Annotated in this window: 24 protein-coding genes; 15 read left to right on the top strand and 9 right to left on the bottom strand. The window is 33.7% G+C overall.

Features of this window, described 5'->3' with window-relative positions:
- The first annotated feature begins 12 nt into the window (after positions 1-12).
- The 3 genes from HALSA_RS12060 to HALSA_RS12050 all read left to right on the top strand — a co-directional run bounded on the left by HALSA_RS12060 (position 13) and on the right by HALSA_RS12050 (position 3418).
- On the top strand, positions 13-1263 hold the full coding sequence (locus HALSA_RS12060; RefSeq protein WP_013406820.1) for an ABC transporter permease: 1251 nt from the start codon (positions 13-15) through the stop codon (positions 1261-1263).
- Positions 1264-1303: 40 nt separating this feature from the next.
- A complete protein-coding gene (locus HALSA_RS12055) occupies positions 1304-2146 on the top strand; it encodes an outer membrane lipoprotein-sorting protein (RefSeq protein ID WP_013406819.1) in 843 nt (280 codons plus the stop codon).
- 384 nt (positions 2147-2530) lie between these two features.
- Positions 2531-3418, top strand: coding sequence for a hypothetical protein (locus tag HALSA_RS12050; RefSeq protein ID WP_160143078.1), 888 nt, complete (start codon positions 2531-2533; stop codon positions 3416-3418).
- 61 nt (positions 3419-3479) lie between these two features.
- Here the strand turns inward: HALSA_RS12050 and HALSA_RS12045 are convergent, their stop codons facing one another.
- Positions 3480-3935 carry a hypothetical protein gene (locus HALSA_RS12045; RefSeq protein WP_013406817.1) on the bottom strand — a complete coding sequence of 152 codons (456 nt, stop codon included), beginning with the start codon at positions 3933-3935 and terminating at the stop codon, positions 3480-3482.
- A gap of 176 nt (positions 3936-4111) precedes the next feature.
- Here HALSA_RS12045 and HALSA_RS12040 point away from each other — a divergent pair, with 176 nt between their 5' ends.
- The gene (locus HALSA_RS12040; protein WP_013406816.1) at positions 4112-4381 is read left to right on the top strand and encodes a PspC domain-containing protein; all 270 of its coding nucleotides are present in this window, start codon (positions 4112-4114) and stop codon (positions 4379-4381) included.
- Between the two features lie 87 nt (positions 4382-4468).
- On the opposite strand, the gene HALSA_RS12035 is transcribed toward HALSA_RS12040, so the two are convergent.
- From HALSA_RS12035 to HALSA_RS12020, 4 genes are read right to left on the bottom strand one after another with little or no spacing between them, the layout of a single operon-like run.
- A complete protein-coding gene (locus tag HALSA_RS12035; RefSeq protein ID WP_013406815.1) occupies positions 4469-4663 on the bottom strand; it encodes a hypothetical protein in 195 nt (64 codons plus the stop codon).
- The gene (locus tag HALSA_RS12030) at positions 4656-6044 is read right to left on the bottom strand and encodes a replicative DNA helicase (protein ID WP_013406814.1); all 1389 of its coding nucleotides are present in this window, start codon (positions 6042-6044) and stop codon (positions 4656-4658) included. Before HALSA_RS12030 ends, HALSA_RS12035 begins: the two co-directional genes overlap by 8 nt.
- Before the next feature lie 2 nt (positions 6045-6046).
- The gene (locus tag HALSA_RS12025; protein ID WP_013406813.1) at positions 6047-7069 is read right to left on the bottom strand and encodes an ATP-binding protein; all 1023 of its coding nucleotides are present in this window, start codon (positions 7067-7069) and stop codon (positions 6047-6049) included.
- Positions 7070-7084: 15 nt separating this feature from the next.
- A complete protein-coding gene (locus tag HALSA_RS12020; RefSeq protein ID WP_013406812.1) occupies positions 7085-8203 on the bottom strand; it encodes a DnaD domain protein in 1119 nt (372 codons plus the stop codon).
- A 286-nt stretch (positions 8204-8489) separates the two neighbouring features.
- Here HALSA_RS12020 and purB point away from each other — a divergent pair, with 286 nt between their 5' ends.
- From purB to cysE, 5 genes are all read left to right on the top strand, one after another.
- Entirely contained in the window at positions 8490-9788 is a 1299-nt protein-coding gene (gene purB, locus HALSA_RS12015) for an adenylosuccinate lyase (protein WP_013406811.1), read from the top strand.
- Between the two features lie 157 nt (positions 9789-9945).
- The gene (locus HALSA_RS12010; RefSeq protein ID WP_013406810.1) at positions 9946-11220 is read left to right on the top strand and encodes an adenylosuccinate synthase; all 1275 of its coding nucleotides are present in this window, start codon (positions 9946-9948) and stop codon (positions 11218-11220) included.
- Between the two features lie 17 nt (positions 11221-11237).
- Positions 11238-12530, top strand: a complete 1293-nt coding sequence (gene purD / locus HALSA_RS12005) for a phosphoribosylamine--glycine ligase (protein ID WP_013406809.1) — start codon at positions 11238-11240, stop codon at positions 12528-12530.
- Positions 12531-12578: 48 nt separating this feature from the next.
- A complete protein-coding gene (locus tag HALSA_RS12000) occupies positions 12579-13640 on the top strand; it encodes a hypothetical protein (protein WP_013406808.1) in 1062 nt (353 codons plus the stop codon).
- 89 nt (positions 13641-13729) lie between these two features.
- Positions 13730-14386 (top strand): serine O-acetyltransferase, encoded by a 657-nt coding sequence (cysE, locus tag HALSA_RS11995; RefSeq protein WP_013406807.1) that lies wholly within the window; start codon positions 13730-13732, stop codon positions 14384-14386.
- Between the two features lie 236 nt (positions 14387-14622).
- Here the strand turns inward: cysE and cysK are convergent, their stop codons facing one another.
- Entirely contained in the window at positions 14623-15534 is a 912-nt protein-coding gene (gene cysK, locus HALSA_RS11990; protein ID WP_013406806.1) for a cysteine synthase A, read from the bottom strand.
- A 192-nt stretch (positions 15535-15726) separates the two neighbouring features.
- Between cysK and HALSA_RS11985 the strand changes: the two genes are divergently transcribed.
- Positions 15727-16077 (top strand): phage holin family protein, encoded by a 351-nt coding sequence (locus tag HALSA_RS11985; protein WP_013406805.1) that lies wholly within the window; start codon positions 15727-15729, stop codon positions 16075-16077.
- 46 nt (positions 16078-16123) lie between these two features.
- A complete protein-coding gene (locus HALSA_RS11980; RefSeq protein WP_013406804.1) occupies positions 16124-16759 on the top strand; it encodes a hypothetical protein in 636 nt (211 codons plus the stop codon).
- Positions 16760-16855: 96 nt separating this feature from the next.
- Here HALSA_RS11980 and HALSA_RS11975 read toward each other — a convergent pair whose 3' ends face one another.
- Entirely contained in the window at positions 16856-18136 is a 1281-nt protein-coding gene (locus HALSA_RS11975) for a glutamate-cysteine ligase family protein (RefSeq protein ID WP_013406803.1), read from the bottom strand.
- Between the two features lie 229 nt (positions 18137-18365).
- On the opposite strand from HALSA_RS11975, the gene HALSA_RS11970 reads away from it, so the two are divergent.
- Positions 18366-19016, top strand: coding sequence for a hypothetical protein (locus tag HALSA_RS11970; protein WP_013406802.1), 651 nt, complete (start codon positions 18366-18368; stop codon positions 19014-19016).
- A 156-nt stretch (positions 19017-19172) separates the two neighbouring features.
- Positions 19173-20339, top strand: a complete 1167-nt coding sequence (locus HALSA_RS11965; protein WP_013406801.1) for a nucleotide sugar dehydrogenase — start codon at positions 19173-19175, stop codon at positions 20337-20339.
- Positions 20340-20382: 43 nt separating this feature from the next.
- Here HALSA_RS11965 and HALSA_RS11960 read toward each other — a convergent pair whose 3' ends face one another.
- Together HALSA_RS11960 and HALSA_RS11955 are read right to left on the bottom strand one after the other, a co-directional pair.
- On the bottom strand, positions 20383-20868 hold the full coding sequence (locus HALSA_RS11960; protein WP_013406800.1) for a hypothetical protein: 486 nt from the start codon (positions 20866-20868) through the stop codon (positions 20383-20385).
- 24 nt (positions 20869-20892) lie between these two features.
- Entirely contained in the window at positions 20893-22002 is a 1110-nt protein-coding gene (locus tag HALSA_RS11955) for a hypothetical protein (RefSeq protein ID WP_013406799.1), read from the bottom strand.
- 168 nt (positions 22003-22170) lie between these two features.
- Here HALSA_RS11955 and HALSA_RS11950 point away from each other — a divergent pair, with 168 nt between their 5' ends.
- Complete coding sequence (locus HALSA_RS11950) at positions 22171-22791, top strand: class I SAM-dependent methyltransferase (protein WP_013406798.1); 621 nt, start codon at positions 22171-22173, stop codon at positions 22789-22791.
- Positions 22792-22950: 159 nt separating this feature from the next.
- Positions 22951-26487, top strand: a complete 3537-nt coding sequence (gene nifJ, locus HALSA_RS11945; protein WP_013406797.1) for a pyruvate:ferredoxin (flavodoxin) oxidoreductase — start codon at positions 22951-22953, stop codon at positions 26485-26487.
- The last annotated feature ends 57 nt before the right edge of the window (positions 26488-26544 follow it).

Here is a 26544-nt window from a genome sequence, read left to right as displayed (position 1 = left end):
GGAGGTTAGCTGATGAAATTCTTAATAACTATAGCATTAAAAAATATGTTTCGCAATAAGTTGAGGACTTTTGTCTCGATTTTAGCCATTGCCTTTGCGGTGATAGTAATTGTTTTTGCAAGAGGATTAATCGATGGGATGATAGAATCAAGTTATTCTCTTTATATTCACTATGATACAGGCCATATTAAAATTATGGACCAAGAATATGAGCAAAAACAAAGACTTTTATCCTTAGCCTATACAGTTGATGGTATTGCTGATAAAACTTTAAGTCAAATGGAAAGAGAGCTCCTTGAATTAGAAGGAATTGAAATGGTCATACCAAGGGTTAAATTTGGTGCAGCTGTGAGCACAGAAGAAGAACTTGTACGGATGATGGCCTGGGGAGTTGATGGCCAAAAAGAATTAGAATTTACTAATCTAGAACGGGAGCTAGTAGAGGGAAGAATGGTCAGTGATGGTAATCGAGAAGTTATAATGGGGACAGAATTATTAAGACGGATTGATAAGAATGTCGGTGAGAGGGTAACAATGGTTTTTAACACTGCTTACAGCTCTTTTCAGGGAGCAACCTTCGATATAGTTGGTCGAATCGAAAGTAATCTGCCTTTGTTAAATAAAGAATTAGTATTTATGCCAATTGATACTGCAAGACATTTACTTTATTTAGAAGATGAAAGTACAGAGCTTTTATTGGTCACAGATGATAGAGATAAAGCTATTAATTATCTGCCGGCAGTTCAAAATTACCTATCTGAAAATGAAGGAGACCGTTATCTGGCCCAAGAGTGGCGAGAAGGTAGTTCTTTTATTCAATTATTACAGGTGGGAGAAAGAATTTATAATTTCATATATGTTTTTCTGCTTTTACTTGCCTCTATTGTTGTAATTAATACCATGGTTATGATAGTTAATGAACGCACTCAAGAAATTGGAATGATGAGTGCTCTGGGACTTAAGAAAAAGGATATTTTAAAGTTGTTTATTTTTGAAGGTGGAGCTATGGCAGTTATAGGAAGCTTTTTTGGTTCGATTGCAGGAGGAACTTTAACTTATTTTTTGTCTGATATAGGAATTGATTATGGAACTGCAATTGAAGATATGGATGTTTTAATGACAACTATAATTTATCCTAACTTTAGAATAGAGCATTTAATTTTTGGTTTCAGTCTGGGAATTATTATTACAACCCTGACAGCGATTATACCTGCTTATAGGGCTGCAAATATGGACCCCACAGAGGCCTTAAGAGATATTTAATATATTAGTAGTCTCATTTATTGCTAAGGAGCTGATTTAAATGAAAATATTTTTAAATAGTGATAAAATTTTAAAAGCAGCAATTGTGATAATGCTCAGTCTGGTTTTCTTCTTTCCAGCTGCTCAAATTTCAGCAGAAAATATCAATGGAGAAGAAACAGAGCTCGCAAATGTGAATATTGATGAAGATAATGCTCAAAATGAAGTAGAGTTAAGTGCTGACGAAATAATAAATAAAAGAGATGATAATGAGTATATAATTACAGCTTATTTGGAAGCCCAAATGATTATTAAAAGTGGTGGGAGAGAACAGATTAAAGAAATGAGGGTCTGGCAGGATCAGACAAATGCTCTGGCTGAGTTTACTAATCCCCGTGACCGTGGAACCAAATTTTTAAAACGAGGTGATGACCTCTGGATGTTCTTTCCTGAAGCAGAAGATCTGGTAAAAATATCAGGTCATATGTTAGAACAGGGGATGATGGGCAGCGACTTTTCCTATCAAGATATGCTTGAATCTGATAAACTAACCGATCTTTATGATTTTGAATTATTAGCTGTGGAGGATTATCAGGGTAGACCTGCATATAAACTTGAAGGGGTTAAAGTTCCTGGTAAAGAAGTAAGTTATTATAGAAGGGTTGTTTGGATTGATAAAGAAAGATTTGTCGGCTTAAAAGAAGAGCTTTATACTGAAAGCGGTAGATTGTTAAAAGAACTTACATTGATAGAAATGGCTGAAATTGATGATCGCTGGTATCCGGTTCATTCTATTATGGAAAATAAGCTGCGTCAAAATACCAGCACAGAATTTATTTTAAAGGAAATAGTATTTGATGCTGAGCTTCCTGAAGGAATATTTACCCTGCAGCGTTTGCGTTAATAGTTTAAGTATATTTGCATTAAATTTGAGTTATAGAAGCTAAAGTCTGCTCGCAAACATTGTTTGCTTGCTCCAAGGTGGGTCAAGGATCAAGTTTATAAAAAAACGATAAATTGAGTAGCTAAAAGGTTGATTTAGGAAAAGGGAGTGTTTTGATATGAAAAAAGCAAAAATCAAAAATAAAACGTTTGGCTCAGCTTATGGAGCAGTTATATTAATGGTTTTTTAACGAATATTTTCTTTTTCTGGCCGCAAGCTGTTTCTGCAGTTGATCTTGGTGGTAAAGCTAGTTTTATCAGTAATTTAATATATCAAGATTCTTCTTTAGAGAGCGATTTTAGAACTGAGCTAGAATTAGAATTACTATTACCATATGATGCAGCTGTGGACCTGCAAAATAGAGCAGTTATTGTGGTTGATGGGGATGAGGCAGAAATCTGGTTTAAAAAACTTTATCTGCGAAAAGATTTAGGCCCTTTTACAGCTAAATTTGGTCGTCAACCGGTTTCCTGGTCTTTTGGTTCTTTGATAAATCCAGCTGATTACACTATAGGAGCTGAAGCTCTTGATGAAGAAAGTAGGGCTAAATTTGTAGATGGAATAGAATTATATTATCCAATTGGCTGGGGAAGTGCATTAACCTTTGTTGTTTCTGATACAGATAAAGAAGATAATAAATGGGCATTAAGGGGAAGGACTAATCTGCAGGGTTATGATTTAACAGCTAACTATGTTAAAGAACCTTCAGATGGAGAAGATGGAGATCTTGAACGTTTTGCTTTGACTGCCAAGGGTGATCTGGGTCCACTTGGGGTTTACTCTTCACTGGCCAATTGGCAAAATGATGAAATAGATTATAATATTTATCAAATCGGCTCCGATTACAGTTATTCAATGCTTGATGGGAGGAGAATCCGGCTGCAGGGAGAATATTTAAGAATAAGTGGTATTAAAGGTGAGATTAAAGATTTCAGCTTTTTTGATCCGATTAGAGAAGGTGATAATGCTTTTCTGAATGGGAATAGCACTTCTAATAAAGTAGAGCTATTTAATACGAGTATTTCTTTTGAGCCTGATGATTTTTCTTCAATTGGAATTATGACAGTAAGTTATTTAGGTGATGGTAGTACTTTGATTATTCCTAATTATTCTTATCTATTTAGCAGTGATCTATTATTAGAACTGAGGGGGACCATTCCTTATGGTAGGGAAGATGAGCTGCTTGCTGAGGGAGGAAAATCTTTAGAAGTGACTTTAAGTTATACTTTTTAAAATATTACATGATGAAATTAAAAACCAGCCCCAAAATTAATTTTAAGGCTGGAAATTAAAGTTAAGCAAATTTGCTTTGATAAATTTTCTTGGTTATTATTAAAGAAAGTGGTAAAATTATTAATAAATGAACTACAGGAACCAGACCGATTGGTGTACCAGGTACTAAAGGCATGTTAGCTTGATATCCCCAGCGTCCAGTGTGTAGGGCATGAATTTCAAAATAAAAAGCGATTAAAATTGAATAGAGTAAATAGATTACTATATCTTTTCGCTGCCATTTATCTAAAAACCAGTCACTTCTTTTATTGACAAAGGCCAATAGGACAAATAATCCAAGCCCAATAAAGACATCACCTGTTATTGCAGAAAACATTAAAAGCTGGTGTTCTAGTATTCCCTGTCCTTCCATGGAATAAAATATACCACAGATTGTGTATTCTCCGATTGTGTGAAGGATTAGCTGGACTAGAGCAAAGATTAAGATTAATTTGAGTGTTTTAGGCAATTTTTTCACTCTAAAACCTCCTTAATTAGTGGAATTAAGTTTTTAAGAAGCAATTAATACTTACTACTATAAAACATAGTGTTTAACTATACTTTTATAATATACTATATAAAGTGATACTGCAAATTAAAATATCAACTATAGAATTTAATTTTAATTATAAATTTTAAAAAGAGGTGATCAAAATGAAAAAATTATATCGTTCAAAAGAAGATAAAAAGATTGGAGGGGTTTGTGGAGGTATAGGAGAATATTTTGGGCTTGATTCTACCTTGATTAGATTGATTGCTGTAATTTTAATATTTGTATCTGGTGCTGGACTTATTGCTTATATAGTTGCCTGGGCCATTATTCCAGAAAGACCAGGTCATATAGACGTTAATTTTGAGGCAGAATCTGAACCATACAATGAAGGAAACAACAATAATAAAGATGATAAGACTTATGATATTTAAAATGTATTTATATAAAAAATCCCCCTTTTTGCTAAGCTTTATTCTCGGCAAAAGTGGGGAGTTTTTGTTTGGATTAAGTATTTATCTTTAAAAGCTACTGTTTGGAAAAATATTTTCTAATTCAGCTTTGAAATCCGCTGGATTAAAATTTTGATAGTTATCAATTAACTCTAAAACCTGTCTTAATTGTTCTTTGTTAATCTCTCCTCTTTGATAAAGCTCTTTATATGATTGAGCAAAAGAAAGTATTAGCTTTAAATCAAGGCTGTCACAATTAGCCATGGGGCATCGTTCCTTCTAGTGATAAGTTTTCTGGATCAACAAAACGAATAAATTCTTCTTCGAAATATAATTTTATAGAACCAGTTTGACCTGTACGCTGTTTGGCTATAATAACATCTGTATCATTTTCGGTTCCTTCAGCCTCTGCTTCTTCGCGGGCTTTAGCAGATGTGTGAGCATGACGGTATAAAAAGATTACCCCATCTGCAACCTCCTCAATATTTCCAGAGTCTCTAAGATCTGAAAGCACTGGTCTTTTATCTGTCCGGCTGGTGAAACTACGACTGATCTGTGAGATTAAAATTACCGGGATATCAAGTTCTGAAGCCAAGTTTCTCAGCTGTAATACTATTTGCCCTACTGCTCTAGCTGTATTTTGAGCATGTTCATCTGGCAGCTGTATCATCTGCAAATAATCTATAACTGCAAGGTCGATTCCATCTAACTGGGCCTTAAATTTGCGAAGTCTGGCCCTGATCTGTGCAGTATTTAACCCACGTTCATCAGAAATCATTAAAGGCAGTTCGTGTAAATTATCGAGGGCTTTAGAAATCCTTTTGTCTTCCTGGTCATTAGTTTCTCCCTGGGTATACTTCCAACCATTAACTTGAGCTTCCTGAATAATCATTCTGTCCATTACTTCTGTAGCATCCATCTCAAGTGAAATAATAGCTACTTTGGCATTTCTTTTTAATACATTTTTAGCGATATTAATTGCAAAAGCTGTTTTACCCATTGAAGTAGAAGCAGCTATTACATTTAAATGGCCTCTTTTAAAACCTCCAATCAAATTATCAAGTGAAATAAACCCACTTCTTAAACCTACATCTGCTTTTTTATGTTTACGGTCCATATAATTTGAAAATGATTCCATTAAAGCTTCTTCCATATTGTAAATATGTTTTTGTAAATCATTACTTTCACTTGTTGCCTGGAAAATTATCTCCTGGGCTTTTGCCTGATAATCATCGATGGAAAGATCATCTGCCTGGGTTAGTTCCTTTATTTTGGATGAAGCCCTATTTAATAAAGAACGCTGATAATCTTTTTTGATTAGATCTATGGTTGGGCTGAGTTCATCTACAGTATTAAAACCGGAAGTTAATCTTTCTATTATTTCTTCTGGCTTGGCAACTGCATTCTGGCCCTGAAGATCAATTAATAGCTTAGTTCTTGAAATCTTGTTATCCTGCTGGTACTGTTTTAAGAGCAGATCAAATATTATTTGGGCCTGGGGATCTAGAAAGTGTTTGGTTTCTAGAACATCGGCAACTTCATCAATTTTATCTGGATATTGCAGCAGGATGCCTAGTAATTGATATTCTTTTTTGCTGTAGCGGTCTTCTTCCTGTGCTTTAATACTTCTTATATCAGCTGACATTTTTAGGCCTCCTGTTGTTCTTCAATTTTTTTAACTCTAACATTCCCAGCTAACTCTACATATTTATTCATCTCTAGTAAGCGCTGAAAGATTCTTTCACCCATAACTGGAAATCTATTTTTTAAATTTCTGACTGAATAATTAGTTGTTAAAATTATCGCTTTCTCATCCCTATATCTTTTGTCTATAATCTGGTAAAGAGTTGAAGCAGCAAATTCGCTAGCCTTTTCTGTACCAAGGTCGTCAATTAAGAGTACTGGTATTTGTTGAACAGTACTTAAAATTTGCTTTTCATCGGTTGTTGGATTTTCCTGATTATAACTGCTCCTGATTTTTTGCAGCAGGTCAGAATAGACTATATAACGAAAGTGAATTCCTCTGTCGATCAAAGCATTAGCTATACAGCCTAAAAGATAAGATTTACCACTCCCTATAGGCCCTTCTATTATCATACCTCGATTAAATTTATCTGAATTAAATCTCTGCACAAAAGAAGATGCCATACTATATATTTTTTGAGCATTTTCGCGGTAGTTCATACCACTATCTGTTATTTTATCTGTTTCATAGTAATTAAGGTTAGCTTTATTAAAATTGGCATTTCTCAAATGAGTGGGTAGGTTGCCATTTTTCTGTTTCTTTTTTCTTAAATCATTTTTTGCACAACTACAAATTAAATACTGATTATTTCTATAAATTCGTCCTGTATCATGACATTTTTCGCAGTCAAATTTAGCTTCTCTATAATCAGGGTCAACATTATGTTTTTTTAGTAAAGAATTATAGTGTTTTTCTAACTGCTCAATTTCAGATTTTAATTTATTTAAAGATCTTTTTTCTTCTTCACTGTGTTTAAAAAATCCCACTTTAAGCATAGAATATTCGCGTTTAAGGGAGTTTAGGCATTCGTAAGCCTGTTTTATATCAGGGTATTCTGAATGAATTTTTTTTATTCTCTTTTCTGCTTCAAGATATTTTTCTCGTGCTTTCCCCTGATATTTTTCTGCCTTAAAATTAAATGGCATTATTTTTCCCCCTTTTTATTCTTTGTATTTATCAAAATCTATGAAAAAATCTTTCCATTTATAATCATCCTGATTATTTTTGCTTTGCTCTTTACTTTTTTTGTTTTTGTCTTTTTTCTGTTCTGCCTCAGTTTGATCTGCAGTATTTTTTTCTCTTTGATCAGCTTTTAAAGAATTATTATCCATTTCTTTTTGCAACCAGCGCTTAAAATCGGCCAGGTTGTTGATCTTCAGTTCCTTGATCGGATTGATAAAGTTATCTTCAATATATTTTAATGAAGGCTGTCCATCCCTTTTGCGACGGACGGCTTCGCGAATTGCAGCTAAAGCAAGCTCTTTACTTAAAGCCTGATGTCCACTTAACCAATTTTGAAAAGTCTTAAGCTGAGCGGTATTTGAAGAAAAAGCATTAATACCGTATGCTTTTGCCAGCTCTCTAGTTTCTCTATAGAGCTTATCCTGCTGCTGAAGTTTTTCATAGTTTGTTATTTCTTCTTCATACCAGCTCTGAACTATTTTGCGCAGGTAAGAAAAACTACCGACCATATAATCTCCGCCACCTTCTCTTTGCAGCCACTTATCTACTCTCCTGATTAATTCTTTTAACATTTTTAATTCAAAATCATCGAGCCAGCCTTTGATTTCTTCTCGCCTGTGGATATTCCTGTTGTCAGGAGGCAAAAATGAAATTAAAGCTGCTGCAATTTCTGATTTAGAAAGTGCCTGTGATTTAATAACCCTTCTCCGGAGTTCTTTAGCTGAAACTTCTTCGTAATTTTCTAACTCTTCTTCATCTGTGAGTTCAGTCATCAAATTATTAAGTTCTAATTTATAATTTAGAACTTCTGAACTTTTGTTTTGCTTTGATTTTAAAACTCCTTTATTGTTTAAAGAATGCAGAGACTTTTTTAATTTTTTTATCTCCAGCCCCAGGGCAGCAGCTGCCAGTGGTATTTCTATTTCTACAATGTTTTCTTTTCTGCGGTGAGTAAAAAGATAAAGCAGTATTTTACATTCATCACCAGTGTAATTACGCAATAGCCCTTTTTCTAGCAAAGTATCAGCAATAGTAACTGTTTGCCGACTTTGTCTTTCACTTAAATCTATATTATTTTTATAAAAGTTTTCTTCCATTTTATCACCCGTATTAATGACTTTTTAAAACACTTATTTTTATTATATCAGATATTATGCTTTTTTTAAGCAAAAATTCTAATTAAAATAAATAATATTCTAATCAGCTATCATTCTTGACACTAACTACTGCATCTGCTAATATTAAACTGAAAAAGTGGCTTTATTATTTTTAATTTAACATAGTTGTCTTTTAAGGGGTTTAATGTTCAAATATGGGAGTTATTTATTTTTTTTTTAGATTTTGAAAATATAATTAAAGAAGCGAGAAGAGGGGAAGATTTTTATGCTGGCACGATATGGCCGTGAAGAGATGGAAAAAATTTGGAGTGAAGAAAATAAGTATAAGATCTGGCTGGACATTGAGATTGCAGTTTTAAAGGCGAGGGCTGAAAAGGGAGAAATTCCAATGGAAGCTGCTGAAAAGATTGAAAAAGAAGCGGTTGTAGATTTAGTAGAAATCAAAGCAATTGAAAAAAAGACCCGACATGATATGATAGCTTTTATCGAGGCGATTTCTGCACCTTTAGGCAATGAATCTCGTTTTATCCATGAAGGTTTGACTTCTTCTGATATTAAAGATACTGCTAGGGCAGTACAAATGAAAGAAGCCTGTCAATTGATTATTAAAGATTTAGAAGAATTATATCAGGTTTTAGGGGAAAAAGCTCTGGCTGATAAAGATACAATCATGGTGGGCAGAACCCATGGAGTTCATGCTGAACCATTAACCTGGGGACTTAAACTTTTGACCTGGTATCAGGAGATAGGAAGACAGCTAAAAAGATTTAATCAGCTCCTGGAATTTGTGGCTGTTGGCCAAATTTCAGGTGCGGTAGGAAGTTTTTCTTCAATTGAGCCTGAAATAGAAACAAGGGTATGTGAAATTTTAGGACTCAGTAATTCAGCGGTAAGTTCTCAGATTTTACAAAGGGATCGCCATGCTGATTTTGTAGAAAGGCTGGCATTAACTGCAGCATCTATAGAAAAATTTGCTACTGAGATTAGAAATCTTCAGAGAACAGATATCCTGGAAGTAGAAGAAGGTTTTCGAAAAGGGCAAAAAGGTTCTTCGGCGATGCCACATAAAAAGAATCCAATCGTTTGTGAGCGCTTAAGTGGATTAGCAAGGGTTGTTAGAGGAAATGTAGTTCCTGCTCTAGAAAACATTAATCTCTGGCACGAAAGGGATTTAACCCATTCGTCGGTAGAAAGGGTAATTCTGCCGGATAGTGCTATTTTGCTAGACTATATGCTGTATAATTTTAAAGCTGTGATGGAAGAATTAGTTGTCAATGAGGATAACATGAAGTCTAATCTGGAAAAAACATTGGGCTTAACCTTTTCACAGAGACTTTTGCTGGCCCTGGTTGAAAAAGGCCTGCGCAGAGAGGAAGCCTATGAGTTGGCCCAGCGAAATGCAATGACTGCCTGGGAAGATAAAAAAGATTATAGGGAATTAATTACTAATGATCCTCAAATAAAAAGCCATTTATCTGAAGAAGAGTTAGCTAATATTTTTGACTGGCAGGCTTATTTGAAAAATATAGATAAGATATTTAAAAGGACAGGACTGTTAAATTAGATTAAAAAGATGCACTTTAGAGAAAACTTTGTTAAAATAGAAGTAGACATAGAAAGTTTTAAAAAAGATTTTAATGAAGTAGCAAGTAGTGAGAAGCAAATTAAAATTTAGCTCTTAAATATGAGAGGAGGAAGCCTGAATTTTTTCAGGCGAAAAGATGTCGAATAAAATTGTTGTGGGTGCACAATGGGGAGATGAAGGTAAAGGTAAAATTACAGATATGCTGGCTAAAACAGCTGACTTAGTTGTAAGATATGGTGGAGGTAATAATGCCGGGCATACTGTTATTGTAGGTGATCAAAAATTTGAGCTTCATCTTATCCCTTCAGGTATATTATATGAAGATAAGAAATCTGTCTTAGGTGGTGGGGTAGTTATTGATCCTGAGGCTATGGTAGAAGAAATGGAAGGACTTGAAGAAAGAGATATTTCTCTAGCAAATCTTTATATTTCTGAAACTGCTCATGTAATTATGCCTTATCATAAAATGCTGGATGCTTTAGAAGAAAAAAGAAAAGGTGACGATAAAATTGGAACAACCGGTAAAGGAATCGGCCCCTGTTATACCGATAAAACAGCCAGAAGAGGAATTAGAATTGCTGATCTGCTGGATGAAGGAAGACTAAGAGCAAAGCTAGAGAAAGCTCTTGACTATCACAATGTGATTTTAAAAAAAGTTTATGGAGCGAAAAAGTTAAAAGCAACAGAAATAATTAAAAATTTACAACCATATATAGAAAAGCTGAGACCTTATGTGACTAATACTTCACTTTTATTGAATAAAGCTCATCAGAAGAATAAGAAGATATTTTTTGAAGGTGCTCAAGGAACATTACTGGATCTAGACTATGGAACCTATCCATTTGTAACTTCTTCTAACCCTACTGCTGGAGGAGTATGTACAGGTACCGGTATGGGTCCAACTACAATTGATGATGTGATAGGGGTTACCAAGGCTTATTTAACCAGGGTTGGAGAAGGACCTTTCCCAACAGAATTAAAAAATCAATGGGGAGAATTTTTGCGAGATAAGGGGCATGAGTATGGAGTAACTACTGGTAGACCGAGAAGGTGTGGTTGGCTGGATATCCCAATTTTAAAACATGCTGTGAGAGTTAATGGCTTAACTGAAATAGCATTAACTAAAATAGATGTTCTATCTGGCTTAAAAGAAATTAAACTTTGTACTGCTTATCAACATGGTAATGAGCAGGTAGAAGAATTCCCACCCTATTTAGAAAGTGAGCTGCCTTATGAGCCCATTTACGAAAGCTGGCCTGCCTGGGATGAAGATATATCCGGTTGCAGAAAATATCAAGAACTACCACTTAATGCTCAAAAATATATAGAAAGAATAGAAGAACTGGTCGGAGTTCCAGCTAAAATAATTAGTGTAGGGCCAGGGCGACAAGAAGCAATAATCAGACCATAGATAAGGAGGATAGAATTATGAAAGTACTGGTTGTAGGAAATGGCGGCAGAGAGCATGCTCTAGCCTGGAAGCTATTTAGAAGTGAGCGAGTAGATGAAATTTTTGTGGCTCCAGGAAATGATGGGATGACTGACATAGCTCAAACGGTTGATATAAAAGCAGATGATATAGAAGGCCTGGCTAATTTTGCCAGGGAAAATGAAATCGGAATGACAGTAGTTGGACCTGAAGAGCCTTTGGTTGCAGGGATTGTAGATTATTTTGTTGAAGAATCTCTACCGATTTTTGGTCCTAAAAAACAGGCTGCTTTGCTTGAAGGATCAAAAGTTTTTGCCAAAGATATTTTAAATAAATATAACATTCCTACTGCTGAATATGAAGTTTTTACTGATCCTGATTCTGCTCTTAATTATTTAAAGAATGCAGATTACCCTCTTGTCATTAAGGCTGAAGGACTTGCTCAGGGTAAAGGATCTATTGTAGCTTCTAATTTCCAGGATTCACAGGATGCAGTAACTAGAATTATGGAAGATAAGACTTTTGGGGATGCTGGTGACCGAATTGTAGTAGAAGACTTTTTAGAAGGAGAAGAACTTTCGGTATTTGCTCTAACCGATGGACAGACAATACTTCCTATTACTACTGCAAGGGATCACAAAGCTGTTTTTGAAGGAGATGAAGGACCTAATACAGGGGGAATGGGTGCTTATTCACCAGCTGTTAACACCGATGAAGAATTGATGGACAAAATTTGCAGAGAGATTTTACGGCCAACCCTTCATGCTCTTAACAGTGAGGGAATTGACTATCGAGGTGTACTGCATATTGGGATGATTCTCACTGAAAGTGGACCAGCAGTAATAGATTATAATGCGCGTTTTGGTGATCCTGAAACTCAGGTTATTTTACCAAGATTAGGAGAAGATATCATAGAATTAATGGAAATGACAAATAATGTGGAACTAAAATATAAAAAAGAGATTAAAGTAAGCGGTAGTGTAGCAGTTTGTGTTGTCTTAGCTTCTGCAGGTTATCCACTAACATTTAATACTGGTTATGAGATTAAAGGTCTGGATAATTTAAAACATCACGATGATCTTTTAATTTTCCATGCTGGCACAAAAATCGTTGAGGATAAATATTATACTGATGGTGGTCGTGTATTAGGATTAACTGTAGTAGATAATGGACTTTTAAATACAATTAATAAAGTTTATCAATATATTGAAGAGGTTGAATTTGAAGATATGCATTATCGCACAGATATTGGATTTAGCATTTCAGAAATCGCCGAAAAAGAATTAAATTAACTTTTTAGCCATTAAAATATACAAAAATCACTCAAAAGGAGTTCTAATATGTCTGAATATGAAGAAGAAATTGTTGAAGATTTTGTGGAACAATTTGATTATGATTTTGAAAAGATATTTAGTTTTAAAAGTGATAGTTTAAAGTTAAAAGATCAATTGGCTACTCTAAGAAAAAAAGATTTAACTGAAATAAGAAAAAATCTTAATATAGAGGGTGTTAGTCAGTTCAATAAAGATGAATTAATTGTTAAACTCTCTAATGCAATTCCTGAGTATTTAGCAAAGATTATCCCATTTTTAGCAAAAACAAATTATCATTTCTTAAATCATGTTATTAACTCTGGGCAAAAAAAGTTCGTAATTGATGCCGAACAAATAAATGTAGAAGAATTAGATTTAGGTGCTTTTTTATTTAGTTATGGCATAGCATATCCTGCTTTAGTTGAAGAAGGACTTTTATTTATTTTTCCCGATGAAATTTATGCTGTTTTAAAAGTTAGTTTAAAAAATAGTAAAATTAAAGAGCAAATTGAAACAAACCAGGATTTATTATTAAAAAGCTGGGCAATGCTCAACTTTTATGGAGTTATGGAGACTCACACTTTATATGAAAAACTGACAGAATATACTAAAATTGAAGTTGGAGCAGATCATTTTAATAATGTATTATATTTAAATTCTAATTATCATAATATATTACAGGAAGCTGGTGGGATTATGGCTTTAGATCAGGTAATGGATATTGAATTTATTTATAATGAGCAGATGGCACGAGATCTTGATTATGCTGATATTCCCCAGGCTGATTATGATAAATTAATAGAAAAGGGATCAATAATATTTAATTTTGCCCAAAAAAGACTACAGAAATATCTTTTGAAAAACTATGACCTTGAATCTAAAGAGGCAAGGGCTCTAGTTCATTATATTTCTTCTTTAATCCAAAATGGCTTAAAGAAAAGTGTTATCAGTGATGAATTATTTTCTATTATAGGTAAAGATAAGCAGGGTTCTACTGCAGAAATAGGCCAATTATTAGTAGATATCAATAACCAATCTAGGCTCTGGTTTTTGAAAGGACATAGACCAGAAGATTTAGTTAAAAATTAACACTTGTATTTTTTTAGATAAAACATATAATAAAGTTGAGTGATAAACTAATGATTATTAAAATAATCATTTTACTGGAGGTTTAAATTATGTTTGATACTATTAGGGCTGATATAAATGCAGTGTTTGAACGTGATCCAGCTGCTAATAATATTTTTGAGGTTTTATTGACATATTCAGGTCTTCATGTGCTTTTATTTCATCGCTTTTCTCATGTTCTTTATAAAATGGGCTTAAGAATCCTACCCCGTTTTATATCTCAACTGGCCCGTTTTTTGACGGGAATTGAAATTCATCCTGGTGCCCAGATAGCTAAGGGGTTTTTCATTGACCATGGAATGGGTGTTGTGATTGGAGAAACTACGGAAATTGGTGAAAATGTTACTCTTTACCAGGGAGTAACCCTTGGTGGTACAGGAAAAGAAAAGGGCAAAAGACACCCTACTATTGGTAATAATGTAGTTGTAGGTGCTGGTGCAAAAGTCTTAGGTTCAATTAAAATTAATGACTGTGTTAAAATTGGTGCTGGTTCAGTTGTGCTGAGCGATGTAGAAGAAAATGCAACTGTGGTTGGAGTTCCTGGTCGAGTGGTAGTAAGAGATGGAAAACGTGTTCATCCAGAAAGAGAACTTGAACATGCAGATTTACCAGATCCTGTTAAAGATCAGTTATTAGAGTTAGAAGAAGAGTTTAGAAAGTTAAAAAAAGAAATATTGGGCAATCAATCTGCTGACAAAACAGATTGATTAATTAACTTTTTAAATTATTATAATTCACTTTAAAGATAAAAACCCCTTTCCAAAAGATGGAAGAGGGGTTTTGTTAATAGTTGGTATAAAATTTATAAAATTTATTTGTTTTAATTATTTGATATTTAGATAATTATAACAAGCTATAAAAAGATAAAAAAATAGCCCTAGAGGTTGGGGGGCCTCCGGGGCTCTTAACAGGGGAAATTCTCTATTTTAATTATCGGATTTAACTAATTGAAAACACCTGTACTCAAATATCTTTCACCTGTATCAGGTGCTATTACAACAATTCTTTGTTCATTACTTAATTCTTTAGCCAGACGGAGAGCTGCAGTTATAGCTGCACCTGATGAAATACCCAGAAACAATCCTTCTTTTTTAGCTAAATTTTTCGTCATCTCATAAGCTTCTTGATTACTAACTTTTTCAATTCTATCTATTATATCAGTATTTAAAACCTGTGGTATGAAACCTGCTCCGATTCCAGCTATTTTATGTGGACCGGGTTTTTCACCAGAGATTACTGCTGATTTTGTGGGTTCCACTGCTGTTACCTCCAGGCCTTTGATTCTTGACTTAAGTATTTCTCCAACACCCGTTACTGTACCACCTGTTCCAACACCAGCAACAAAATGATCTATTCTACCTTCTGTGTCTCTAATTATTTCTAAAGCTGTTGTTTCGCGGTGGGCACTTGGGTTAGCATCATTTGTAAACTGAGAAAGAACTATTCCATTTTTTTCAGCAGCAATTTCTTCTGCTTTTTCAATAGAACCTTTCATACCTTTAGAAGCATCTGTAAGAACTAATTCTGCTCCATAAGCTTTTAGCATTTGCCTTCTTTCGAGACTCATTGAATCCGGCATGGTTAAAATTACTTTATAGCCCCTCGCCGCACCAACCATGGCAATACCAATTCCTGTGTTACCACTTGTAGGCTCAACAATTACCCCATTTTTTTTCAACTCACCTGATTGTTCTGCTTTATTGATCATATTTAGTGCTATTCTATCTTTGATACTTCCACCTGGATTAAAACATTCAAGTTTGACTAGGACTTCTGCATTTTCTTCTGTAATAAGATTATTTAAGCGAACCATTGGTGTATAACCAATTAATTTCGTAACATCTTTATGAATCATTGTGAGCCTCCTGCTTAAAATTTTATGAAAGTTGAGTACTTTACTTTACTTTATTATAATACAGCATATTCTAACTGTCAAATATATTTCAAAATAAAATATATATTTATGATATAATAAAGAAAAGAAGGAATACACCTGGAGTCAAAGAACTTATATATAAGTAGTTTTTGGAAAATTAGGAGGTATATTATGAGAGGATACTCAAGTTTTTTTGCTAAAGTTTTTTCAACAATGATAGCCTTATTAGTTGCAGCTTATATACTGCCAGGCATTAGCGTGAGTGGAATTTGGGCTGGCTTTTTTGCGGCTGTGGTACTAGGTTTTGTAAATGGATTTATTAGACCTATATTTACAATTTTAACAATTCCTTTTACCATTTTAACTTTTGGACTATTCTTATTTGTAATAAATGCTATTATGATAGCTTTAACTTCAGTATTAGTACCTGGTTTTTTTGTCAGTGGTTTCTTTTCTGCATTTATGGCATCAATTATTATTAGTTTGGTTTCCAGTTTTCTTCATGGTTTGATGGAAAAATAAACAATAAATCTAAATGAATATTTAACTATAGAGGAGGTTCGTAATTATGACAAAGAAAATATTAATTTCAACTATTTTAATTATATTGCTTGTAATTTTTTCGAGTTCGGTTATAGCAGACCAGCTTCGGCTTCAGAATGGAGAAAATTATAGAGGCGAATTATTAAATGATAGTTTAAGAATTAAAACAGATTATGCAGAAATCAATATACAGAGCTCCTATCTAAATAATATAATTAGAGAAAATGAAAAGATTGTTTTAAGAGCTGTAGAGAATAATCGTTTTAGAGGTGAATTATTAAGTGAATTAAGATTTGACACACAAAATGGAGTAATAACAGTAAGTGGTAGTGAAGTGCATTCTTTAGAATTTCGTTCCAGCAGCAGATTTAATAATAATAAGCGGGCATCTATAACAACTAAAAACAAAGATTTCTTTTTTGCAAATTTAATGACTGAAAGTATTAGCATTAAAACATCTCTGGGTAGCCCTTTAAATATTAATTTTAACAATATAATAAGTATAGAATATTTAGAAGATGAAGAATTATATTTAATTAATAGAGAAAATGCAGAAGATATAAAGGCTGAATTTGCCCAGGAAAAACTGATTGTTTGGCCTGCAGCAGGAGAGATCTTTGAACTGGAACTTAAACATCTCCAGAGATTAGTAATTAATTAAAGAATAATTTAAGTAGAAAATTATAATTTAATAGAAGAAAACTAATAAGCAGCCATAATGAACAGGCTGCTTATTTTTTTCAGCTATGTATATTGGCTAATCATTCAAAGAGTGGTTTGAAGTTAGGATACACCAGTCAAGATAATCGTCTTTGCCTGCTTTAATATTTGCAAGTGTTTTATTTTTGAGTTTTCCATATTTATTATATATTTTTTTAAGTGCAGTTAAATAAATTTTCTCTTCTTCAGGTAGTGAATTCTCTGCTAAAGAGATTAAGTGCTTTATTAAATTATCCCTTTCCTTATTTTCTTTATTATTAATAATATCTTCTTTAAACTGCAAAAATTCTTTTTGATTATATTGGAGAGAATGCTTATATAGTTGATCTACATTATCTTTTGGACAAAATATACCTTTTAAAAAGGCAATATAGCTGAAATTATAAGGATAGGGTAGAGCATCTGCTGAACGAATCTCTATATACTTTTTAGTTCTTACATCAGGAAAAGCCATTGAAAGAAAATGCTCAATTTCTTCTTTTTTATCTGTAGTCATTACTTCTTTTAACAATTTGTCGCCGGTAAAAATTAGTTCTCCGTCTTTTTGAGTCAGGATTGGCGGCATGTTAAGTAGATATTTTGCATAATCAGAATAAGCAAACTCTTTTTCAAATACATTATTGATGATTCCAGAACGATCTGAGTCACAGCTGCTCCAAATTTTTTCTCTCATGCTTGGCTGAGCTGCAATCTTACCTTCAAAATAAGGAGTGTTATCAAAAAGATAATATATTATTGGTGTTAAAAAGAAGGCGGTTCTCATCTTTTTTATATAATCTTTTTCATTTACATAATCAATGCTGAGCTGTAAAGAAGCAGTTCCCTTCATCATATTGTGAGCATATTGTCCTTTATCTTCAAAATATTTATACATATATTTATAGCGCTTTTTAGGCAGCAGTGGAATATCTCTAATTGAATCCTTTGGTTGATAGCCGATCGCTAAAAGTTTTTGATCTCTACTATTCAAAATAGGAATAATATCTTTTAAAAATGAAATATATATATCCTCAATTTCTTCAATCCTAGCAAAAGGATTGATACTAATTTCTAACTGTCCTCCTGGCTCAATAGTAATAGCTGCAGTATTATTATTTAAAGCAACTAAATGCTCAGCTTCATAAACAGCTTTCCAATTTTTTTTACTCATCTCTTTCAATAGATCTTCTATACCCTGTTTTTCATAATAACTTACAGCACTTAAATCTGCATGAACAACAAAATGCTCAAACTCTACTCCAATTTTATGATCTTTTTTACTGCTTTCTGCATTTCTAAAATAATCAACAAAAGCATTTATTTGTGTCTGATAATTCATATTTGACCTCACTTTATATTGTATTTCTTAGTTTAATTAATTAAATAGCTTATATACATTATTATGAGATAAACTTAAATCTCCTGCTTTAAGCAAATTTTTTTTGAAATTCTTTATAATTTTTTGAAATATTTATAATATTATGAAGGTATTTATCAAAGAATGTCGAAATAGCATATACTATAATATTTATTTTTATCCACAGTACCCTTAGGAGAGGAGTTTTTTTATGAAAAAGGTAGCATTTTTATTAATTATTTCTCTGATTGTGTTCAGTGGGGTGGCAGCAGCTCAAGTTGGGGGAGATTTTGTGTTTAGGCTGGGTTATGATTTGAGTGGAGAAATGGATGCAGACTTTTCAGTAGATGGTTCTAATATGGAAGAAATGTCTGACACATTAGATGTAGAAAGCGGTTATTCTTTAACTGCAGAATACAGACTAGCAGCAGCTGACAATTTTGCTTATGGAGCCGGGATCACCTATCAATTAGATCGTGACATTGATGAAGATGATACAGATGTTAGTTTTTCTTTTACTCCAATATATTTACTGGGAGAATATCGAATGGCAGACAACCCAATTTATTTCGTGGGACACTTAGGATATAATTTTTTTTCTCTTGATGACATAGGCATCGATGAAGAAAATATAGATATAATTGATCAGTCTAACAGCGGGGGCCTCTATTATGCTTTAGGTGGGGGAATAGAATTTGAAGAACGCTATGTTTTTGAAATGCTTTATACAGTAAATAATGGCTCTACAGAAATAGAGTTTGAAGGAGAAGAAGTTCCAAATGGTAATGGTGTGGAAGATGGTGTATTGGAAGGTGACTTTAAATATACTAAATTTACAATTTCTTTAGGTATTAAATTCTAGAACTTAATAATAAATAACTAAATATCTAAGCCCTTTCTTTAATGGAGAGGGCTTTTTTTGCGCTTGAAAATGGTAAGATTTTGTAATAGAATAGTATTTGTGAAATAATTATAATAGGTTAAACAATTAAATTTTTAATGATAGGGAGCGGATATAATGAAAATAACTGTTTCAGGTGCAGGATATGTAGGTTTATCTAATGCAGTACTCTTGGCTCAAAACCATGAGGTAACAACGGTAGATATAGTTGAGGAAAAAGTTGAGATGATAAATAGAAAAGAATCTCCAATTGTGGATGCTGAATTAGAAGATTATTTAAAAAACAAGGAACTAAATTTAACTGCAACCATTGATGCAATTAAAGCATATCGAGAGGCCGATTTCGTAATAATTGCTACTCCGACCAATTATGATCCTGATCAAAACTATTTTAATACACGTACAGTTGAGGCTGTTGTTGCTAATGTGCTTTCTTTAAATGAAGATGCTGTAATGATTATTAAATCTACAGTTCCAGTAGGTTATACGAGAGAACTCCGCAAGAAATTTAATACAGAAAATATAATTTTTTCTCCTGAATTTTTGCGGGAAGGTAAGGCTCTATATGATAATTTATATCCATCTCGAATTATTATTGGTGAAAAATCAGAGAGAGCAGAAAAGTTTGCTGAGCTTCTCAAAGAAGGGGCAATCAAAAAAGATATTCCAACCCTGTATACGGATTCTACAGAAGCTGAAGCAATTAAACTTTTTGCAAATACATATCTTGCTATGAGAGTCTCCTTTTTCAATGAACTTGATACCTATGCTGAGATTAGAAATTTAGACAGCAGACAAATTATTGAAGGAGTAGGGCTTGATCCTAGAATCGGAGATCATTATAATAACCCTTCTTTTGGTTATGGAGGTTATTGTTTGCCCAAAGATACCAAACAACTTTTAGCTAATTATGAGGATGTACCTAATAATATAATGCAGGCAATAGTAGATGCTAATAGAACCAGAAAAGATCATATTGCTGATATGGTTATAAAAATGGAGCCAGAAGTGGTTGGTGTGTATAGGCTGACCATGAAAAAAGATTCCGATAACTTTCGACAGTCATCAGTACAGGGTGTAATGAAAAGAATTAAGGCTAAGGGGATAGAAGTAATTGTATATGAACCGGTTCTAGAAGATGATCAGTTTTATCGCTCGAAAGTAATTGAAGATCTTGATAAATTCAAAGAAAAAGCAGATATAATAGTCGCCAACAGAATGAGTGATAAACTTAAAGATGTAGAAGATAAGGTTTATACAAGAGATTTATTTAATAACAACTAAAGCTTAATTAAGTTTGCAAGAGCCCTCAATTTTTTGAGGGCTTTTAAAATTCTATACCAATTGTAGTGATTAGACCCGCATCTGCGAAAGGATGGATTTCTAACTTATATGGTCCTCTTTCAATTCCAAAACCAAAGACAAAGCCGGGGAAGGTTCCCATATTATGCATCCAGGTGCTGTGCTCTCCATCTTCATCATCATAGCCATGGATTATTCCATAAGTAAGTTTGGCATTAAAATCAAAACCACCCATTTCAAAAAGGGGATAATATCTGCCTGAGTAAATATACCAGGTCGGTTGTTTATAGCTGTTTAAAAAATGTGAAATTCCTTTTAACTTATTTTCCTGATAGTGGTATTCTATCCCCATTAAATTTTGATGATTATTATGATAATCTCTTGGCGTATAGTGAGTTGTATAAATACTGGTATGGAAATACAGGGAACTATTTTCTTGAGCCACAATTTGTTTTGGAAAAAACAAAGAAAGAAAGATAAAAAATAAAGCCATAATTGATTTTAAAATCATCTAAAAGATAGTCCCTCCTGATTTCTATTTTCGGGGAATCCAAAAGCTGCTTCTAGATCTTGCTAAACTCCCATCATTGAGCACTAAGCGTCCAGTATAAAAATCCCAGCCTTCAATTTCAGTGACATAAAAGCCTGGGCCGATATCTATTAAATTAAATTCTCTACTCAAAGGCTCCCGCATAAAAAGTTTAGCCCTATCTTCATACCCTTTTATTGTAACATATTCTCCTTCATCTGCAAAAGATCCAATTAGTTCTTTAGATTTGGCATTAAGTAAAATTAAATCATCAATTGTATAACCAAACCAGGGATGAGTTCTGCTACCCATTCTAGTTTCCAAAACCCCACTTAAACTGTCAATTTCTTCTTTTTCTGTAGAAAAGGGATAATCAGGGTGTGGATATACATCTACAAATTTATTCCCATTTATTTCTAAACTATTTTCAAATAATTCTTCTATATTAGAGCTTATTATTAACTCAGAATCAATCTCCTTTTCTTTATTCATAAAGCTCCAGGAGTAAATTTTTATATCGTTATCTTTAAAAAGCTCTGCAATATCTGAAGATATATAGGCAGTGTCAGATTTAGATATGGAATAAGGGCCTGATGTTGTTTTAATTCTTTCTTCTTTAATCCCTTCAAAATTTAGTAAATTTTGATCAGAAATAATTATTATATTTAATTGTTCTCTGTTGTTATCAAAAGTAGTTTTGAGAGGATAAAATAATTTATCAGTTTCAAATTGATAAAATACAGCTTCTGTATAATCATTTGTTTCTGTTGTTTCAACAGGTCTGACTACATCTGCAATTTCGTTCAGTCGGGGATCAAAATCAATAATCTGTTCTAGCCTTTTATTTCTTAAATATTCTTCAGCTCTTTTAATTAAATCAAGGCTGGAAACTCTATGCTTTATTTCTGAGCTAAAATCATTAAGGGCTGTTTCAAGCTTAAGCTCTTCAGATGCAGTGATTATTTGCTCCGTTCCATTCCAGGCAATTAAAACTTCTGACTCAGTTTGTGTAATTTGCTTAAAATTTTCATTTGGAAAGGGAATTCTTTGACCTGCGGTTAAAGCAGTTGTAAAAAATAATAAAAAGATCAGACAAAAGAAAATAATTTTTTTCATAATAAACACTCCCCTATTTTTGCTTATAAATATATTTTCGCCATTATATAATTAAATCCTGCAAAAATTAATGAAGTCAGTTTAACAGACATATTTAAATATTTAGAATATGATAATAAATATAGTTAAGATTGTATAATAAATTTATAAATTAAAAGGGGTGAAACAATGGACCTATTTACTATAATCGCACCAGTTTTTGATCTGGCGATGAAACTTTCTGGACATAATAAAGTTCTTTTAGAGCTTGGAGAAAAAATTGAAGAGGAAGAATTAGAGAGTATTTTAAAGGCAGAGGCAGAAAATGAACTAAAAAAATTATTAGATTTAGGTGGAGGAACCGGTGAACTGGCAAAATATCTTCCGGATGCTGTAGAAATTACAATTGCTGACCCCTCTGAAGCAATGCTTAAAAAAGCAGAAAACAAAGATTTTGCTCAAAATGTAGATGTGGTATTAGCAGATGGAGAGAATTTACCATTTGCAGACAATAGTTTTGATTATTTAACTATATCTGATGCTCTTCATCATTTTCGAGAGGTTGAAGTTGTTTTATCAGAAGCGAGCCGAGTTTTAAAAACAGGAGGGAAAATCTATATTTTAGATTTTAATCCCCAGACAATTTTCACAAAAATAATTATCTTTTTCGAAAAATTAGCTGGTGAGCCGGTTAATTTTTATTTACCTGATAAATTAACAGATTTATTGGCTAAAAATTGTCTTAATTCCAGTTATGAATACCTGAACAAATCACTTTATTTAATTAAAGCCAAAAAATGTCTAGAGTAGTTTTGGAGTTAGTGCTTTATTGTAATTATTCTAATAATTTAGAATAAGGTATTTTGCCATTATTAAGCTGTGAAATATTTGACAGCTCCTTTGTAAAGTATTATACTTAAAGAGGAAATAAAAATAAGAATTTACCTTATAATAGGAGGGAAAATTATAATGGCAAAACAAATGAAAACCATGGATGGAAACACTGCTGCAGCTCATGTAGCTTATGCTTTTACAGATGTGGCAGCAATCTATCCTATCACTCCTTCATCTCCGATGGCTGAACTCGTCGACTCTTGGAGTGCTCATGGTCGTGAAAACATTTTCGGCCAACAAGTTAAGTTGACAGAAATGCAGTCAGAAGGTGGGGCGTCTGGTGCTGTACATGGGTCACTGGTTGCTGGTGCTTTAACAAGTACATTTACAGCTTCACAGGGGCTATTGCTCATGCTGCCAAATATGTATAAAATCGCTGGGGAATTATTACCTGGTGTTTTTCATGTTAGTGCCCGTACAGTTGCAACCCATGCCCTTTCGATCTTTGGTGATCACTCAGATGTAATGGCTGCTCGTCAAACTGGAACAGCTATGTTAGCTTCTGGTAGTGTTCAGGAAGTAATGGATTTAGCTGGTGTTGCTCATTTATCTGCGATTAAGTCTAGTTTACCATTTGTTCATTTCTTTGATGGATTTAGAACTTCTCATGAGTATCAAAAAATAGAAGTTTTAGACTATGATGATCTAGCAGAGCTGGTTGATTATGGAAAGGTCAGTGAATTTAGACATAGAGCATTAAATCCTGAACATCCTGTTACAATGGGTACTGCTCAAAACCCAGATATTTTCTTCCAGGCTCGTGAAGCAGCAAACCGTTTTTATGATGCAGTTCCTGATATTGTTGAAGAATATATGCAGGAAATTTCTGAGTTAACAGGCAGAGAATATCATCCATTCAATTATGTAGGAGCAGAAGATGCTAAATATGTAATTATTGCAATGGGTTCAGTAACAGATACAATTGAAGAAACAGTTAAATATCTGGTTGATAAAGGAGAAAAAGTTGGTTTAATTAAAGTAAGACTTTATCGTCCTTTCTCCGAGAAATACTTCATGAAGGCTCTTCCAGAAACTGCTGAGAAGATTGCTGTACTTGATAGAACTAAGGAACCTGGTGCAGTAGGGGAACCTCTTTATGAAGATGTAAGATCATTATTCTATGACAAAGAAAAAAGGCCTGTTATTGTTGGTGGCCGTTACGGTTTAAGTTCTAAAGATACTACACCTACTCATATTAAAGCTGTATTTGATAATCTTAGAGAAGATAATCCGGAAAATGCATTTACCTTAGGTATTGAAGATGATGTAACACATACAAATCTTGAGCCTAAAGAACATATCAATACTTCTCCAGAAAGTACAGTTCGCTGCAAGTTCTGGGGCTTTGGCTCTGATGGAACGGTTGGCGCTAACAAAAATGCTGTTAAGATTATTGGTAATAACACTGATAAATATGCCCAAGCATATTTCTCTTATGACTCCAAAAAATCTGGTGGTGTAACTGTATCTCACCTAAGATTCGGTGATGAGCCAATTAAATCTACTTACTTAATTGATGAGGCTGACTATGTTGCCTGTCATAAAGAGTCATATGTTGATAAATTTGATATGGTATCTGATCTCAGAGAAGGTGGTAAATTCTTACTTAACTGTTCCTGGTCTGAAGATCAGTTAACAGAAAAACTACCTGCTGAGATGAAAAGATATATTGCTGAAAATAATATTGATTTTTATACCATTGATGGTGTAAAAATTGCTCAAGAAGTTGGTCTAGGTGGCAGAATTAACATGGTTATGCAGACTGCCTTCTTTAAATTAGCTGATATTATTCCATTTGATGAAGCCGTAGATTATCTCAAAAAAGCTATTGAAGATACCTATGGTCACAAAGGAGAAAAGATTGTAGAAATGAACTATAAAGCTGTTGATAGAGCAGTTGATGCTTTAACTTCAATCGATGTTCCTGCAGAATGGGCTCAAGCAGAAATTGAAGAAGTTGAAGAGGAAGAAGATGTACCTGCATTTGTTAAAGATGTTCTAGAAGTTGTTAATAGACAGGAAGGTGACAGTCTACCTGTTAGTACTTTTGTAGGCCGTGAAGATGGTCACTTCCCTCCAGGACTTTCTAAATATGAAAAACGTGGTATAGCTATTGATGTTCCTGATTGGAAAGATGATATCTGTATTCAGTGTAATCAGTGTGCTTTAGCTTGTCCACATGCTGTAATTAGACCTTTCTTACTTGATGAAGAAGAAGTTGCAAATGCTCCTGAAGGTTTCAAAACTATAGAAGCAAAAGGCAAACAGCTTGAAGGTTTAGAGTATAAAATACAGGTTAGCCCTTATGATTGTACTGGTTGTGGAGTTTGTGTAGACGTATGTCCTGTTAATGCTCTAGAGATGGAGTCATTTGCCAAGATGACAGAACAAGAAGCAGATAATTGGGAGTATGCAATTAATGAAGTTTCAATTAAAGATGATCTGATGCCTGCTGCTAATATTAAAGGTAGTCAATTCCAGGAACCATTACTTGAGTTCTCAGGTGCTTGCGCAGGTTGTGGAGAAACAGCTTATGCTAAGCTGGTAACTCAATTATTTGGCGATAGAATGCTAATTGCCAATGCGACAGGTTGTTCATCAATCTGGGGTGGATCTGCTCCTGTGTCAGTTTATAGTACAAATGACGAAGGTCATGGACCTGCCTGGGCTAACTCCTTATTTGAGGATAATGCTGAATTTGGTTATGGTATGTACCTGGCAACAGAACAGATCAGAGCAAAAATCGCAGATCTTATGGAAGAAGCAATTGAGCTTAACCTTGATGAAAAACTCAATGAACTAATGAAAGAGTTTCTTGATAATATGCAGGATGGCGAAAAGACAAAAGCACTTAAAAAAGAAATGATGCCATTACTTGCTAAATATAGTGATAACGAAGTTATTGCTGAGATAGTTGATCGCAAAGAATTTATTGTGAAAAAATCTCAGTGGATCTTTGGTGGAGATGGCTGGGCTTATGATATCGGTTATGGTGGTTTAGACCATGTAATAGCTTCTGGTGATGATGTAAATGTCTTGATCTTTGATACAGAAGTTTATTCTAATACAGGTGGTCAATCATCAAAAGCTACTCCAACTGCTGCAGCTGCTAAATTTGCTGCTTCAGGTAAGAAAATACAGAAAAAAGATCTGGGTCAAATGGCTATGACTTACGGTTATGTTTATGTAGCTCAGATTTCATTGGGTGCTAATATGAATCAGGCTATTAAAGCTATTGCTGAAGCTGAAGCATATGATGGCCCTTCTGTAATTATCGCTTATTCTCCATGTATCTCACATGGGCTTAAAGCTGGTATGGGATGTAGTGTAACCCAGGAAAAAGATGCAGTTAAAGCTGGCTACTGGCACTTATTCCGCTTCAATCCAGAGCTAAAAGAAGAAAATAAAAATCCATTTAGCCTGGATTCTAAAGAGCCTACAGAAGATTTCCGTGAATTCTTGTTAAGTGAGGTTCGTTTCTCATCCTTACAACAGACATTCCCAGAAATCGCAGAAGTGCTTTTTGAAAAGGCTGAAGAAGCTGCTGAAGAGCGTTATAAATCATATGTAAGGCTTGAAGAAGCTTATGCTCCAGAAAAAGAAGAAGAGTAAACTCTTTTTAACAAAATATAGATAGTTGAAAAGGCAGCGGTTTTCCGCTGTCTTTTC

This window comes from Halanaerobium hydrogeniformans (genome assembly GCF_000166415.1).
Lineage (GTDB): Bacteria > Bacillota > Halanaerobiia > Halanaerobiales > Halanaerobiaceae > Halanaerobium > Halanaerobium hydrogeniformans.
This window is presented reverse-complemented; position numbering and strand designations above follow the sequence as displayed.